Source organism: Methylobacterium sp. 10, from assembly GCF_000519085.1.
In the GTDB taxonomy this organism is placed as follows: Bacteria; Pseudomonadota; Alphaproteobacteria; order Rhizobiales; family Beijerinckiaceae; genus Methylobacterium.
Genome location: NZ_KI912577.1, coordinates 850,836 through 864,722, shown reverse-complemented (window position 1 = coordinate 864,722; position 13,887 = coordinate 850,836). Strand labels below are relative to the sequence as shown.

Sequence of the window (13,887 nt, the reverse complement as noted above, 5' to 3'; positions counted from 1 at the left end):
ACTGCGCAACCCTTGCTGGCCAGGCAGCATTGTTCACGATTGCCCCTCATCCAGACGGGGCCAACCGGAGCATGATCGATGAGTGCCGGCTACCCGCTTCTGTTCCTGGCGCTAGGAACGCTCGGAGGTATCCTTTTCCTCGCCCTCGGCGCACGCAAGCAGCTCGCAGACCTGAAGGGCGACCCGGAGCGCTCCAACTTCGTGAAAGATCACGGTGGCCCACCGAGACCCAACATGCCCGGCACAGAGCATTGAGCGTTTTTGGTTCACTGCCCGTGTGCTCACGGTGATCCCAGGGGAGTAGGCCTGATAGGTGGACTACTCCTCTTTCCGTTCCCGCACCGCCTCGTCATACCCGGCGGTCCATTGAGCATGCGGCTCCGTGCCCTCCGCATAGGGGCAATCCTCGCGCCTCAGCCCCTTTCCCGGAGCGTAGTAGCCGAGGGCGCGATGGTCGAGGTTGTCGTCTGGCGGCTGAGTCATCGCTGCAACGTAGTGCGACAGGAGGCCGGACCAAGTGGCCCCTGGGCCTGGGCAGCGGCCTGATAGCATCACCTAAGCGCATCCCGCGACATGCGGCTACAGGGATCATGCGAAGGCAGCCACCTAGGGAGTACAAACCGCTCCGGGGAGCCCCTTCAAAGGCCACGGGCAATGCCACGGTACTTCATCGACATCCACGACGGAGCCACGCACGTCAGAGATACGGTTGGCTTCGATCTCCCAGACCCCGACGCCGCACGGGCAAGGCTTGTGCAGATCATGCGGAGAGTGGCCGAAGGGTTCGACCCGGCCAACGACCGCCACGACTACCTCGGAGTGGTGCGAGACGATGCTCGGAGGGTGGTCTTCCGTGCCCACCTCTCGCTCGACATCGAGGCCGTTGGCGCACCTTGACTGAAACCCTCTGGCCGTGGCGTGTTCACTTTCTGTTCTCATAGTGAGTCGGAAGGGGAAGGCACAGAGTGGCACCGAGAGACAGCACACGGCCACGACCACCATCAGCCCAAGGCTGCCCCGTAGAGGCCATCGCACAGGCGTACCTCAGAACCACCGAGGGCGATGCATCCCAGGCTCTTCGCTTCGCTATCACCGATGCAATGGCCGACCTCATGGCCGCCGACATGCGGACCCGGGGCCTCAGCCGTCTTATCTCCCGAGGGTATGTGCGGGGCGGTCTGGACGAGCACGATGGCTCCGAGACGGCCTAATGAGCTGTGCAGAACGCCAAGATCGAGTCGCACATCCGTTCCAAGCAGGCCGGCTGGCACCGGTCTTTAAGAAGCGCGTCGAGCCGCGCCGCTACGTGCAAGGAATTCTTCTTCAGACCACCAGCGTTGCCGTACATGCGGCTCGCGGCCTCTGCGGATTGAGACCACCGTTGCGCACCCACCTCTGTCTCTGTGACCTTCGCTAGGTCCGTGGGCCACATCACGAACCGGTCGTGCCAATGGGTGTTGGACGGGAAAGGGTCCCAGCCTGCCGCGCCTAGCAGGTTTAGAAGCGCCTGATTATCTCGCTCATGCGCGGTTCGCCTAGACCGGGCCGTGTCTGCATTGGCGTGGGTGAGCTTATCTCCGTCACCATCGAAGACGACGAAAGCCGCAATGCCCAGTGCATCGGCCACAATAAGGGGCTGAATGATCTCGCTCTTTCCGTTCACGGGCACCAAGTGGCAGCTGTGCTTTCTCATGGTCGCCCAGCGGCCTGTCAGCACCATCCAGGCATTGATGTAGGCAACGTCCTCTAAGCCCTCGACAAGAACGATGCGTGGCGCAAAGAACATCTCATTGAGCATCGGCGGCATGACCTGGTGCAGCTTTGCGAGAACACCATCCCTCGCCAGCAATGGCTCTCCGGTAACTTCCGCCAGGCGTCGGCTTACATCCTCAAGTCTAGCGCTGCTCACCCGCGACATGCGTTGAGCCCTATCCTTGCGAACAGGACGCACGCTATCGAACCCCCGGCCCTCGATAAAGAATGGGCTGTGCGTGGTGATGATGACCTGTGAGTTAGTATCGCTGAGCTTTTGCAGAACCGAAGCCAGGTGCCTAGCTTGCGACGGGTGCTGGTACAGCTCTGGCTCCTCGCACCCGAGGATCAGCTTCGGACCCTGTTCATCGTCGTTAGACGCCAAGCCTTGCAGCAGCGCCATAATGTAGGAGCGCTGCAGGCCGTGCCCGAAGCGCGATATCTGGCCTTCGAATTCGCCATCTCCGGCAAGCAGTCTCGCAGACGGTTCCTCAAGCCGGACGGAGGTCTTAGCGTCTTGATGCCAAAGCAGTTTCGCCGTTGCCTCCGGGTGAGACCACTCGGCCAAACGCCGTTGTAGGGATGCCGATATCTAATCAAGGGCGCCTTGTTCGGCGGCGAACATCTCGCGGTACTGCGCTTCGGCAGCGTCCCGAAGGCCCTTCATCTTCTCCGAAAAGTTGACGCGAGCCCGCACCGTTCGGCTTAGAAGCCGACTGAATGCTGTGTTCTTCGCTTCGGCTTGCTCATCAGCCGCATCTTTGACGGCCGGGATGTAGACCCACTGCACATAGGCTCTGAGCCGGCCTACCGCTTGGCTCACCCCGTAGAATTGATCCTCACTCGGTAGAAGGGCGCATAGCTCAGGATGGCTGGTCTCGAACTCGCGTAGAGCGGCGGCCATATCCACCATCGAACTTGCGGTCTTCACACCATCGTGGTCGCTTCGAAGGCGCAGGAAAATCTCTTTCAGTTCCGACGCTTTGGCGCCGTCTGAGGCCCGCTCGAAGTACGGCGCAAAGGGCTCCATACCCAGCCGGTTGCCGTACTGGACCACGACCGCATGGCCCGCCGCCGTGTCGTAGCTGGCGCGAGCCGTGATAACCAACTGCCCTTGCCTATAGTAATCCCTGAAGTCAGTCTGAGCTGCTTCGTTGAGGTCTTCGAAGGTTACCGTGATCTCTATGGGCTGAAAGGTATCCTTCTGATAAAAGTCCTCTGCGTCGAGATGGCTTAGACTTGTTGCACCGTTCTCTGTCTCTCTGAAGAATATATTCAGGGCACAGAGGATGGTTGATTTGCCCGCGCCATTGGCTCCGGCCAAGCAGGTGTATTCGCTCATCTCAATAGTTTGGTCTCTTAGCGACCGCAAATTCTGGATACGAACGGACTTTATTTCATGGGCCAGCGGCACATCTTGAGAAACGCCGGGAGCATATCCGAAGTCGCTCAGCCGAATGCAGAATATCTCTGGCCGCCTAGGTCTTTTGAACGGCCGATGCACAAACGCCACAGTTGCGTCGCGAGGCCTGAGGCACCTTGTCGGGTAATTCGGCAAAGTCCGTTTCAGCAGATTAGCTCTGAAAGGAGCGAGAGGTCTACCGGCCCCTTATCAACTACTTAGCCCTATTCGACCTCGGTTGGCTTCGCGCCGGCCGGGGGCTTGTCGTTTGGCGTGGTAGCGGCGCGGAGCTGCCTGCCCCGGGCCGTCAAGTGACCCTACTGGATCAAGCAACACACGGCCATGCGGTATGCCCTTCCTTGCGCACAGCACCTATCGCGCCGTCCCACGGCCCCTGGAGCCCATCTTGGAGGAAATGCACCAAGCTCCAAGCGGTCTCGGCGTGGGTGGCGAAGGTGCCGGCCCCGTCCTCGCAGACCTCAATCCCCCTCGCCCGCGCCTCGAGACCTGCACACGACAATCCTCTCAGTCGCGCCGCATCAGGGGTGGGTGGCATCGCAGAGAGGGCGAGCGCATTGAGGTGCCGGTCCTCAGTTCGTGAGGCGGAAGCCAGCCTAAGGGTCCGGCCGGGAGGGGCTTTAGGTAGGCGATGAGGCGGCCGGGGATGGGCATGAGGTGCTTGCTCCCGGCTGCCGCAAGGCCTGGCCCTTGGTATGTGACTTATTAAACACTTGAAAGTATGAAAGCATACAGAGTTGCGGCGAGCGGGAGCGGCAAATGTCGGAGGAAGGCTCCAGTCCAGTCCTAGGCCAAATGGTGCGCAGCGAGGAGCGCAGTCCTACAAGTTGGATCGCTACCCTTCGCCTTTCTGACGGCTCGGAAATCGCTTGTACTGTGAAGGATGTCTCGAAGTCCGGTGCGCGGTTGGGCATCCCGTCCCAGCAAGTTTTGCCCGACACCTTCCTACTGCGCATCGTCGGTCGAGACTTCATCTGCATGGTTAGGCTTGCTTGGAGGCGGGGCGACTATGCAGGCGTCAGGATCGAACGCGTCGGCAAGGCAGCCAAAGTGGCCAAACAGGAAGCCGCACCAGTGGCCCCGCAAGAGATGGCATCCGAGAAGCGAACGGCTTCCGTCGAGGGTGGAGGCGTTGGAGTACGCTCTCGCAGAGCGGGACGCTCATCCTTCTGAAAACGCCTATGGATCGTTTTGTGCAGTGCCGACGTTTCACATGGTGCGTGACAGCATGAGGATACCGCGATGCCGTCGTTGCTCGAAGCCGCCGAAGACGAGTTGGCCGCCATGGCTCAGGCCGCGCGTGAGGCCATCGACCTCCGCTTGCAGATGTCTCCAGGCGAAGACGGGGTCAGCTTCTGGGCAGCCGTCGCCAAGCTTTATGCTCGGGGTCTCGTAGAGCCCATAGCGGTGCCTGAGGAATGCGCCGCGTAAGCTCGGGCTAAGACAGCCCGTATTGAGCGAGAAGTGCCGCCCTTTTGGCCCGCATCTGCATGGCTTTGATAGCGTGCTGACGGCTTGCTTGGAGCAGGGCCTCCTCCCCTTCGCTCTGACCATCGCCCATTGCGCGTGCTAGGCGGCCTAGCCCAGCCGCCGCATCTTGCTCAGCCTCAATCCCGCTGTCGAGCGTATCGAGAACGCCTTGAACCATCGGGATGAGCTGGGCGTAACCAACGTTCGTACTCAAGTGCTCCTCCTCTTCGGCCCACGGATCACAGGTGGAGAGGGCCGATCAGATGGCGTTCTGTCAGTCAGGTGATGATGCACCAGAAGGGAAGCGACAGGTAGGCCGACTCTCGAGGGGTTCAAGGCCACTGTACGGCCGGATACAGCGGGGCGGAGGAGCAAGGGGTTCGGCCGGGCGGGAGGAGCCGAGGTAGGCCAATAGGCAGCCGAGCGTGGGCATAGGTGCCGCTCCCAGCTTTTATTGCATACCGTTCTGCCAAAGCAACAGCTTTATCTAACTTAGGCTGATGATAGATATGTCTATTTATTCGGAATTGGAGTGCCCAATCTATTGGATATTTCAGGCAGGGATTTCTACCTTTCGATTAGGTGCAAGCAGGCATTGATGGTTGCAAGATAATGATAGAACATCCAGCTAAGCCATACGGCTCGGTCATAATCGAGCCTTTGATCTTGCCTAAGATGTCTAATTCCAAAATTATTGGCAAGTTTAAATAATTCTTGCTCGTCGTTCTTAAGCAGTGTTGCCTTAATCTGAGGTCTCAACCATTCCAGCACATCGGCAAGATCGCGTACAGCATTTTGCCGCTCATCCATGCTGCTCCCATAGCGCCGAAAGCGCTCGACCGCCCGGCGCACCTTGTCGGTGACCGTACTATCTTTCGTCGGAAGCTGAGCATTCAAAAGGCTTGATACGCCATGAAGTGCAAGCGTCATGATCTAGCCGCGCTCATTTAGCTCGTAGGTATCACCATATCGCTGCAATAATTTGTTGATCCGTTCTCGATAATCAGCCTTCCCAAGCGCGGCGTCGAAGTCGCCATAATGATAGCCGCAATTGTCCCATGAGTGCCAGTCCTTTTGACGAGGGCGGCTGACGTGGTCGTGCAAAAATTCTACTACATCAAACAAGTCGCTTTCATTGTAGGCTGATATGTTTTCTTTTATCGGCCAGATATCCTTCTTCATAAGGGTAAAAAGAACGTACGCATCTACTGCGCTCCCGATGGTGCCCTCCGTGAACCCAGCATCGACACAGTGTGAGCCAAAAGCTTCATCGAAGTAGCCATTAAAGGCTAAATGCTCGTATGAGCTGAGGAATAGCGTTTTGAGGGTATCTAGGTCGATACGAGGAACCTCCCGGTCGCTCGAAGCGCGGGCACTGTAATACAGCCGGGGCGGGCTTTGCATAGACATTCGCCCATCATACTTTAGGGATTGAGCATTCGCCAGCGCCCTTAACCCAAAGCCGCCCTCGTGGCCGCGCTCGATACTGTCGCCGTTTCTGTGCCCGGAGAGTGCATCGGGGACCACCGTTTAATGCCTTGAGCCCACCGCCAAACCCGTGCTGCTGAACCGTGCCACAAAGGCGTTTCGCTAATCTCGCGGACCCTTTAAAATTAACAACTAAGCGGTTTGCCAGTCCAATCCTTACCTGGGCACGATCAGCCGGCTAGGTAGCTGATCCATTGAAGTAAAAAGCAAAATAAGCGCCTTAGGGTAGCACGTACAATACAATCGGGTGATACAAGTGACCCTGAAAATGGCGCAGCTATGGCCCCACCAAAAGAGCATTTGTCTCTGGTTCAGGCGTGCGGTGCCAGTGTAGTCGGGTGACATCAGGGTATACCCTGGCGTGACGTAACATAGCTGACGCAGTTAATCGTAACATCTGGGTTGACACCGGCTATTTGTAACAAGGTAGCCTCGGGCCTAAAGCTTGAGGTTACAAACTATGGCCCGTATCGGTTACGCCCGCGTCAGCACCCTTGATCAGAATCTTGAAGGGCAGGTCACTCGGCTGAAGGCCGAAGGCTGCGGGGTCATTCGTTCGGAAAAGGTTTCAGGCGGTAGCCGCGACGGTCGCGCTGAGTTGGCGACAGTGTTGGAGTTCCTACGGCCCGGCGACGAATTTGTGGTCACGCGCCTCGACCGCCTCGGCCGTGACACCCGAGACGTACTCAACCTTATTCATGAGGCCGAGCAGCGCGGGGTGCATGTCACCGTGCTCGACCCGCATGTTTCGACCCGAGGCGAAATGGGTCACGTCGTTCTGACGGTGCTCGGCATGGTCGCTCAGATGGAGCGTCGATTCATTAAGGAGCGCCAGCGCGAGGGCATTGAGCGGGCGAAAGGTAGCGGTGTGTATGCCGGTGGCAAGCGCCGCCTCGACCGCGATAGGATCGTTACGTTGTCGAAGGCCGGAAATGGGGCCGCTGCGATTGCGACGGCCTTGGGCTGCTCCCGCATGCAGGTTTATCGGGTGCTACGAGAGTCCTGACGGGCCGACTGTCTCGGGCCATACCGGTTTCTTGGTTGGGCTGGATGCGGATGTCCCTTGGGCTGCCGCTAGTGAAGGCCCCGGGGGAAAGTTGACGTTCTACGTTTGAGCTAGCCGTCTTAATCCGCGCTTGCCAACGTATTTTGAATGCGTGTCACAGGACCGTTATGTCCTCGACCTACTGCCAGGATTACCGATTTCTAGGGTCCTGAGGCCATTATGTCCGATGCTATTGCTGCTCCGACTGGCTTGCCAAAGAGCGCCATTGCGCCCGCCGCTGGGCCGAAGCTCGACCACGGCATTCACCCGGGCGGGGTCATCGCGTTCCTGCTCGTCTTGGTCGCCGGATTAGTCTACGCGCTCTACAGCCTCGTGACCGACATGAACGCTGTCGGCCAGTCGCCTCTCGCCATCGGCGCCTTCGTGCTGCTCGGCCTGGCCCTGCTCATCGCCCTGGCCTTCGAGTTCGTGAACGGGTTCCACGACACCGCCAACGCCGTGGCCACCGTGATCTATACCCACTCGATGCCGCCGCTCGTCGCAGTCATCTGGTCGGGTGCCTTCAACTTCCTCGGTGTGATGCTGTCGTCCGGCGCGGTCGCCTATGCCATCGTCACCCTGCTGCCGGTGGAACTGATCCTGCAGGTCGGGTCATCGGCCGGTTACGCCATGATCTTCGCGTTGCTCCTCGCCGCGATCCTCTGGAACCTGGGCACCTGGGCCTTCGGCCTGCCGAACTCGTCCTCCCATGCCCTGATCGGATCGGTCATCGGCGTCGGTCTCGCCAATCAGCTCATGGCCCCAGAGGGACAGGCCACCTCGGGCGTTGACTGGGCGCAGGCCCTGGGGGTGTTCAAGGCGCTGCTGTTCAGCCCCGTCATCGGGTTCTTCGCCGCCGCCCTGCTGCTGCTGGCCCTCAAATTCACCGTTCGGCGCAAGGATCTCTACGAAGCCCCCAAGGGTGAGACCCCGCCGCCTTTGTGGATCCGAAGCCTGCTGATCCTGACCTGTACCCTCGTGTCGTTCTTCCATGGCGGCAACGACGGGCAGAAGGGCATGGGCCTGATCATGCTCATTCTCATCGGCGCGGCCCCCACCGCCTATGCCCTCAACCGCACGATGTCGGACGACACCACCCCGGCCTTCATCCAGACCTCGCAGAACGCCAGCACGGTGTTCGCGAGCCATGCCGGGAACATGCCGAAACCCAATGCCGCCGATGCCCGCAAACAAGTGTCGGAAGCCCTGAAGACAAAGGACCTGAACCAGCCTGCCGTGTACGGGGCGCTCGCCGCGCTCTCCACCGACATCGCCGACAACGTGAAGGGTTACGGCGCTATCAAACAGGTGCCGGCGGCGGCGACCTCGAACCTGCGCAACGACATGTATCTCGCCGCCGACGCAATCAGGCTCCTGCCGAAAAACGGCGCGACGTTCTCGGAGGCCGAGACCGGCACCCTGAAGACCTATACCGGCCTCCTCAACGACGGGACCCGCTACATTCCGACCTGGGTCAAGGTCTGTGTTGCCTTGGCCCTCGGCCTCGGCACCATGGTCGGCTGGAAGCGCATCGTCGTCACCGTGGGCGAGAAGATCGGCAAGACCCATCTCACCTACGCGCAGGGTGCATCCGCCGAGATGGTGGCCGCCGGCACCATCGGCCTCGCCGAACTCTACGGCCTGCCGGTCTCGACCACGCACATCCTGTCGAGCGGCGTCGCCGGCACGATGGCGGCCAACGGCTCGGGCCTGCAGATGTCCACCGTCCGCAACATGGCATTGGCCTGGGTCCTGACCCTGCCCGCCGCCATCACCCTGGCGGGCGTCCTCTTCTTCATCCTACGACACGTGTTCTGAGATGACGGATACTACGCGAAGTGACCGCGCTCATGCTGCGAGCGCGGCCGGTGGCGCGGGTACCCATCAGGCCAGCGGCGCGCTCGGCCTCGGCCTTCTCTCCGGCGGCAAACCGTGAGGCGTGGGGGCGTTGTCGTTCGTTGCGGCCGAACAGGATCAGGCCAGGGGGTATGGCTGCGGCTGTCGTGGTTGCAGTGTTCAGGGTCATCGAAGGGCTCCAGAAACGACGAAGGCGGCTCGGAGGCCGCCTTGCGTTGAGTGTGAGGGGGGGATGCACCCGCCTGTTGCCATTGAGGCTCGAGTGGTGGTTGGCGTCGCAACAGCAGGGGCATCGGGGGCATCCGGTTCGCTGCGAAAGCAGCCCGCAGCGACCCCTACATTATAAGATTGTCATCCTAGTGTCAATCTTAGGTTGTTTCGACCAAAGATCTTGATCGATGAGTTGCGTCGTGGTGATCTATTAATTGGGGCCTCAAATCCGCAACATCTGGTAGACAGCAGCCGTTGGCCCGATGCTAAGACTAGGACGTACAGCTGGCTGCGGTTGGCTCGGTGGTGAAATACAGGAAGCAGATTGGCAGCTGCAGCCTATTCCGGTGCCTCGCCGAGGATAGCACCCGTCTTCGGGTCGGCGTCGAACTTCATCTTCTGGCCGTCCTTGATGCCCTCGCCGTCCCAATGGTTCTCCTCGGCTTCGAGCTTGGTGATTTCCGAGTAGCCGGAGGCTAGTAGTCCCTTCCTGACCTCCTCGATAGGCATCCAGTCCGGACCGGGCAGTTCTGCCAATGCGAGACCGGAGGCGCCCACCAATGGTGCGGCGAGCAGTGCGATGCTGATGAGTTTGCGCGCGCGCATGGTCTTTCCCTCGCTGCCAGTGGTGTGAGCGCCGAGCGCTCTTGTCGGGCACCGGCCCGTCGCCGGCCGGGGACGATTTCATAGTCTGGAACTTGTCTAAATTATAAAAACACCTTAGACAAGTTCTAGACTGGTTCGGGAGAACCCTATGGCCCATACGTTGCCTCCTTTGGTTCAGACCGTGCCGCCGCGCGACCACGCCTTCGTGCTGCAGAAGGTGCAGCCGGCGCTCCTCGGCCTGATGGACGGCTCGGTCTCGACGCTCGCGCCTCTCTTCGCCGCCGCTGGCCTCACGGGGCAGCCGCTCAGCGCCTTCTACGTGGGCACGGCCGCCTCACTCGGGGCGGGCATCAGTATGGGGCTGGCCGAAGCCTTATCCGATGACGGTACGATCACGGGGCGGGGCTCGCCGTTGACGCGCGGTGTCATCACGGGCGTGGCGACGGTTGTGGGCGGGATGCTGCATACCCTACCGTTCCTTATCGCGAACCTCGCCTTGGCGCTGCAACTCGCCTATGCCGTGGTGGCGCTCGAACTCCTCGTCATCGCCTATATCCGCTGGCACTACATGCGTTCGAGCCTGTCTAGCACAGTCGGTCAGGTCTTGATCGGCGGCGGCATCGTCGTCTGCGTGGGGCTCTGGCTCGGTGGCACCGCGTGAGCGAACAGCGATCACCCCAACCGACCGGCGCCGAGCGGTCGCGCCCCGCGCGTCGCGGCCTCCGGGGCTGCCCCGCTTCGGAAGCCCGTGACCGCTTGGTGAGCGCCGGCCTGCGCCCTACAGCGCAACGCTGCGCTATCGCGTGGCTGCTCAATGGCCCGAAGCACCGTCATGTGACGCCCGAGGGGCTGTATCAGGAAGCGAGCAAGGCCCGGGTGTCGGTGTCGCAGTCGAGCATCTACAACATTTTGCGACAGTTCACGGAGGCGGGCCTTCTCCGACAACGTACGTTCAGGGGGCTCGTCATTTACGACACTGACGTGAGCGACCATCAGCATTTCCTAGTTGAGGAGACGCAGGAGGTGATCAACATGCCGGGCACGCCGATGCGGGTCGGCGGCCTGCCGAGCGCACCGGAGGGCTACGAGATCGTCGGAGTTGAGCTGATCGCACGAGTGCGCTCGAAACGTTGAGCGTGGATCACGCCTAGCCGCCAAGGTGCGGGAGGATGCTTGTCGTCTCTAACGCGATGATGATGGCCTACTTCGAGAGGCGCCAGGCGGTGCTCAGCGGGAAGTCGGCGAGTTCCGCCTCAGAGTGGCACGGCCTAAGGCCTGCACTCATTCAAAATCGTTTGCAGAGGGCCGCCGCGAGGTTACCAACTATGATGACGTCGGTGCCGCGCCTTCGGATCGGATGGGCATCGCCCCAGTATGGCACCGTTCATTAAGCGACGGCGGACTGCTTGCTCGTAGGCGATCTCTAGCATTGTGCGTTTAAGCAGGTCGAGGATTGCGTCCACGCGTGGCACGTCAGTCGTGATTTCATGTGTAGCATATTCTTTGGATGAGCGGGTCTGACGAGCCCATTTAGCTTGCAGGTCAAAAACGAGATCAGCGGGCGCTTAGCCTTTTCACGATTAATGTCTATCGCCCAACGATGCGCAGGAACTGCTTCCTGAGCGATTGAGCGCTTAATATCGCCGCGCAGGGGGGCTAATTGCGTCATCTTGCCGTGGCTTCGTACAGTGCGGCATCTGCGACAGCGTATTGAGGAATTCTTAGAGCATTTCCAGGCACTCTTCGAAATCGACGGGTCGATCCCAAAGCGGTTCCGCAAGCTTTCGACTTCGTTGTCAAAACAACCAAAAAGTGAAGCGAACGCCATGATCCACCAGCCTGTCTACTTTAGTCGCAACACAGTTCAGGGTGGTGATCGCGCAATGCTAACTAATCTGCGCGACATCGTGTCAACCTCGCAGCGCAATAACAGCCGCGACGGGATCACCGGCTTCCTGATCTTCGATAAGACTTGGTTCGTGCAGATCCTGGAGGGGGACAAGACCCAAGTTATGGAAACGTATAATCGCATCGCGCGTGATACCCGCCACTCCACAGCGACCATCATGAACGTGCGGGACGTCGAGGCGCGGCTGTTCCCGAACTGGACGATGGGCGGCGCAATGCGCACGCCTGAAATGGAGGAGGTGTACCTGGAGCATGGGGTGGGGAGCGCGATGGACCCATCACGCCTAAAGAGCGCACAGATCATCGCCTTGGCACTTGATCTCCAAGCTTTCGAGGAGACCAAAAGGAAGGGACAGCGTCTCGCTAGCTAGTATCGTTCCGTTCAGTCCGCTTGCCCCAAGCCTTAGAGAACAACGCACGAGTCGGAACCGCTAGTGCGTTGACCTGTCCGGAACCGCCCGGGCGGAACGGTGGCATAAAATCTTAGCAACGAAACATTTGGGAACGCTCGGTGATGCCGCTTCTCAAACGCCTGCCGCGCGCCCTGCGGTCCAGCCAGAGCTGGGTCGCGCTCGGTGTGCTCGCGCCGATTGGCATGCTGGTCATATCAGGTCTCCTGCTGCTCGACCTCAGGCGTGACGCCTGGGAAAGGGCCGAGCAGACATCTCGCAACCTGCTGCAGGTAGTCGAGCGCGACATTGCTCGAAATGTCGAAGTCATAGACCTGTCGCTGCGGGCCGTCGTTGACAACCTCTCCGCCTCAGAGACGGCAGAGGCCAGTCCGAAGCTGCGTCAACTGATCCTGTTCGACCGCGCTGCAACGGCGAAGGATCTTGGTACCCTGCTGGTTATCAACGAGAACGGTGAGATCACTGTCGATGCTGGCTCCTTGCCGCCACGCAATGGGAGCTTCGCAGACCGAGGATACTTCCAGGTCCACAAGGGGCGGACCAACGTCGGATTGTTCATCGGTCAGCCTGTCGTTTCCCGCCTGACCGGTGAGCGGATGCTTCCGTTCAGTCGTCGCATTGATAAGCCGGATGGCTCCTTTGGCGGCATCGCGCTTGGAACCCTGAAACTGTCGTACTTTAATCAGCTGTTCGAACGCATCGGCCTCGGACGCGACGGGGCTATCAACCTCTTTCTGCGCGACGGCACACGCATCGTGCGTCACCCAGACGGTGAGGCTGACGTCGGCGTGAGCCTCGCCGGCACGCCGAACTTCGAACGCTTCGTCCGCGAGGGCAGTGGCGCCTTCGTAGGGACGTCGGTTCGCGACGGCGTCGAGCGGCACTATGCCTTCACCCAAGTAGGGGACTTGCCGCTCGTCCTCAACGTGGCCTTCGGCACTGCGGAGGTCGAGGCGCAATGGCGGATCAAAGCCTTTGGCATCGCCGCCATCGTACTGGCCCTATGCGGCGTGACCATCTCCCTGTCTTTGCTGTTCGGACGTGAGCTCCGGCGTCGCACAGAGATGCACGCCGAGGTGGCTCGGCTCTCTCAGACGGATGCGCTGACTGGCCTTGGAAACCGTCGTCGCTTTGAGGACGCTTACAAACGTGCCGGAATGGAAGCGAGTAGAACTGGAAAGACGTTGTCGCTGCTCGTGGTCGATGCGGATCATTTCAAACGATATAACGACGATTATGGGCACGCCATTGGTGATGAAGTGCTCAAGGGCCTCGCAAACTGCCTCGGGCAAAGCGTGACCCGCCCGGGTGACTTGGTATGTCGGGTGGGCGGCGAGGAATTTGTGCTGCTTCTTCCAAATACGGACGAGGCCGGTGCGCTCCGCATCGCCGACGAGGTGCATGCCCGAGTATCGCGATTGGCGGTGGCGATGGCTGGTATTGCGCCGGGGACCGTTACGGTAAGCATCGGGACGGCTTCCGGAGCCTCCCAGGCCGAGGAACTCTACGCTCGGGCCGACGCGGCGCTTTACGAGGCCAAGGTGGCCGGCCGCAATCGGACGCGAAGCGCCCCAGCCGAAACTTCGGAGCGTATCGGCGACAGGCCAATTCGCTTTGTCGAGGTCTGATTGTTAGTCGGTTTTCGGAGCGCAGTGATAGTGATCCACACGGTTCGAAATACGCTCGCTGCGCTACGCCACCCGAATCGCCGATATCCCGGT

The 13,887-nt window shown here is 60.2% G+C and carries 17 protein-coding genes; 10 read left to right on the top strand and 7 right to left on the bottom strand.

The genetic code is table 11. From position 1 onward, the window contains the following. Window positions 1–78 precede the first annotated feature (78 nt). Window positions 79–255: a hypothetical protein gene (locus K368_RS26990; RefSeq protein ID WP_197030978.1), complete on the top strand. Its 177-nt coding sequence runs from the start codon at window positions 79–81 to the stop codon at window positions 253–255. Between the two features lie 63 nt (window positions 256–318). Here the strand turns inward: K368_RS26990 and K368_RS25815 are convergent, their stop codons facing one another. Continuing rightward, the gene (locus K368_RS25815; RefSeq protein WP_081739670.1) at window positions 319–483 is read right to left on the bottom strand and encodes a ribosome modulation factor; all 165 of its coding nucleotides are present in this window, start codon (window positions 481–483) and stop codon (window positions 319–321) included. A gap of 171 nt (window positions 484–654) precedes the next feature. Between K368_RS25815 and K368_RS0103950 the strand changes: the two genes are divergently transcribed. Continuing rightward, complete coding sequence (locus K368_RS0103950; protein WP_027171249.1) at window positions 655–897, top strand: hypothetical protein; 243 nt, start codon at window positions 655–657, stop codon at window positions 895–897. A 68-nt stretch (window positions 898–965) separates the two neighbouring features. Then, window positions 966–1,211, top strand: a complete 246-nt coding sequence (locus tag K368_RS27280) for a hypothetical protein (RefSeq protein WP_027171248.1) — start codon at window positions 966–968, stop codon at window positions 1,209–1,211. Here K368_RS27280 and K368_RS25495 read toward each other — a convergent pair. Both K368_RS25495 and K368_RS25490 read right to left on the bottom strand, forming a co-directional pair. Next, window positions 1,208–2,320 (bottom strand): AAA family ATPase, encoded by a 1,113-nt coding sequence (locus tag K368_RS25495; protein ID WP_051439750.1) that lies wholly within the window; start codon window positions 2,318–2,320, stop codon window positions 1,208–1,210. The genes K368_RS27280 and K368_RS25495 overlap by 4 nt on opposite strands. A 24-nt stretch (window positions 2,321–2,344) precedes the next feature. Further along, window positions 2,345–3,166 carry an AAA family ATPase gene (locus K368_RS25490; protein ID WP_051439749.1) on the bottom strand — a complete coding sequence of 274 codons (822 nt, stop codon included), beginning with the start codon at window positions 3,164–3,166 and terminating at the stop codon, window positions 2,345–2,347. A 1,248-nt stretch (window positions 3,167–4,414) separates the two neighbouring features. Here K368_RS25490 and K368_RS0103935 point away from each other — a divergent pair. Further along, a complete protein-coding gene (locus K368_RS0103935) occupies window positions 4,415–4,603 on the top strand; it encodes a hypothetical protein (protein ID WP_027171247.1) in 189 nt (62 codons plus the stop codon). 7 nt (window positions 4,604–4,610) lie between these two features. On the opposite strand, the gene K368_RS0103930 is transcribed toward K368_RS0103935, so the two are convergent. From K368_RS0103930 to K368_RS25805, 3 genes are all read right to left on the bottom strand, one after another. Next, window positions 4,611–4,856, bottom strand: a complete 246-nt coding sequence (locus K368_RS0103930) for a hypothetical protein (RefSeq protein WP_027171246.1) — start codon at window positions 4,854–4,856, stop codon at window positions 4,611–4,613. 353 nt (window positions 4,857–5,209) lie between these two features. After that, on the bottom strand, window positions 5,210–5,572 hold the full coding sequence (locus K368_RS26465) for a hypothetical protein (RefSeq protein WP_155935007.1): 363 nt from the start codon (window positions 5,570–5,572) through the stop codon (window positions 5,210–5,212). 3 nt (window positions 5,573–5,575) lie between these two features. Further along, on the bottom strand, window positions 5,576–6,169 hold the full coding sequence (locus K368_RS25805; RefSeq protein WP_155935005.1) for a hypothetical protein: 594 nt from the start codon (window positions 6,167–6,169) through the stop codon (window positions 5,576–5,578). A 421-nt stretch (window positions 6,170–6,590) separates the two neighbouring features. Here K368_RS25805 and K368_RS0103920 point away from each other — a divergent pair, with 421 nt between their 5' ends. Together K368_RS0103920 and K368_RS0103915 are read left to right on the top strand one after the other, a co-directional pair. After that, entirely contained in the window at window positions 6,591–7,136 is a 546-nt protein-coding gene (locus K368_RS0103920; RefSeq protein ID WP_027171245.1) for a recombinase family protein, read from the top strand. A 219-nt stretch (window positions 7,137–7,355) separates the two neighbouring features. Next, window positions 7,356–8,993: an inorganic phosphate transporter gene (locus K368_RS0103915; RefSeq protein WP_027171244.1), complete on the top strand. Its 1,638-nt coding sequence runs from the start codon at window positions 7,356–7,358 to the stop codon at window positions 8,991–8,993. A gap of 588 nt (window positions 8,994–9,581) precedes the next feature. Here the strand turns inward: K368_RS0103915 and K368_RS0103910 are convergent. Beyond that, the gene (locus K368_RS0103910) at window positions 9,582–9,848 is read right to left on the bottom strand and encodes a PepSY domain-containing protein (RefSeq protein WP_027171243.1); all 267 of its coding nucleotides are present in this window, start codon (window positions 9,846–9,848) and stop codon (window positions 9,582–9,584) included. A 148-nt stretch (window positions 9,849–9,996) separates the two neighbouring features. Between K368_RS0103910 and K368_RS0103905 the strand changes: the two genes are divergently transcribed. The 4 genes from K368_RS0103905 (at window position 9,997) to K368_RS0103885 (ending at window position 13,794) form a co-directional block, all read left to right on the top strand. Then, window positions 9,997–10,509 (top strand): VIT family protein, encoded by a 513-nt coding sequence (locus tag K368_RS0103905; protein WP_036265942.1) that lies wholly within the window; start codon window positions 9,997–9,999, stop codon window positions 10,507–10,509. A 98-nt stretch (window positions 10,510–10,607) separates the two neighbouring features. Beyond that, window positions 10,608–10,982 carry a transcriptional repressor gene (locus K368_RS23870; protein WP_245259489.1) on the top strand — a complete coding sequence of 125 codons (375 nt, stop codon included), beginning with the start codon at window positions 10,608–10,610 and terminating at the stop codon, window positions 10,980–10,982. Between the two features lie 554 nt (window positions 10,983–11,536). Next, window positions 11,537–12,127: a BLUF domain-containing protein gene (locus tag K368_RS0103890; protein WP_245259488.1), complete on the top strand. Its 591-nt coding sequence runs from the start codon at window positions 11,537–11,539 to the stop codon at window positions 12,125–12,127. A gap of 143 nt (window positions 12,128–12,270) precedes the next feature. Further along, a complete protein-coding gene (locus tag K368_RS0103885; RefSeq protein WP_027171239.1) occupies window positions 12,271–13,794 on the top strand; it encodes a sensor domain-containing diguanylate cyclase in 1,524 nt (507 codons plus the stop codon). Window positions 13,795–13,887 lie beyond the last annotated feature (93 nt).

What these genes read in the sequence shown, in the direction of transcription:
- K368_RS26990 (WP_197030978.1), top strand. Translation starts at nt 79, where the DNA reads ATGAGTGCCGGCTACCCGCTTCTGTTCCTGGCGCTAGGAACGCTCGGA.
- K368_RS25815 (WP_081739670.1), bottom strand. Translation starts at nt 483, where the DNA reads ATGACTCAGCCGCCAGACGACAACCTCGACCATCGCGCCCTCGGCTAC.
- K368_RS0103950 (WP_027171249.1), top strand. Translation starts at nt 655, where the DNA reads ATGCCACGGTACTTCATCGACATCCACGACGGAGCCACGCACGTCAGA.
- K368_RS0103935 (WP_027171247.1), top strand. Translation starts at nt 4,415, where the DNA reads ATGCCGTCGTTGCTCGAAGCCGCCGAAGACGAGTTGGCCGCCATGGCT.
- K368_RS26465 (WP_155935007.1), bottom strand. Translation starts at nt 5,572, where the DNA reads ATGACGCTTGCACTTCATGGCGTATCAAGCCTTTTGAATGCTCAGCTT.
- K368_RS0103920 (WP_027171245.1), top strand. Translation starts at nt 6,591, where the DNA reads ATGGCCCGTATCGGTTACGCCCGCGTCAGCACCCTTGATCAGAATCTT.
- K368_RS0103915 (WP_027171244.1), top strand. Translation starts at nt 7,356, where the DNA reads ATGTCCGATGCTATTGCTGCTCCGACTGGCTTGCCAAAGAGCGCCATT.
- K368_RS0103910 (WP_027171243.1), bottom strand. Translation starts at nt 9,848, where the DNA reads ATGCGCGCGCGCAAACTCATCAGCATCGCACTGCTCGCCGCACCATTG.
- K368_RS0103905 (WP_036265942.1), top strand. Translation starts at nt 9,997, where the DNA reads ATGGCCCATACGTTGCCTCCTTTGGTTCAGACCGTGCCGCCGCGCGAC.
- K368_RS0103885 (WP_027171239.1), top strand. Translation starts at nt 12,271, where the DNA reads ATGCCGCTTCTCAAACGCCTGCCGCGCGCCCTGCGGTCCAGCCAGAGC.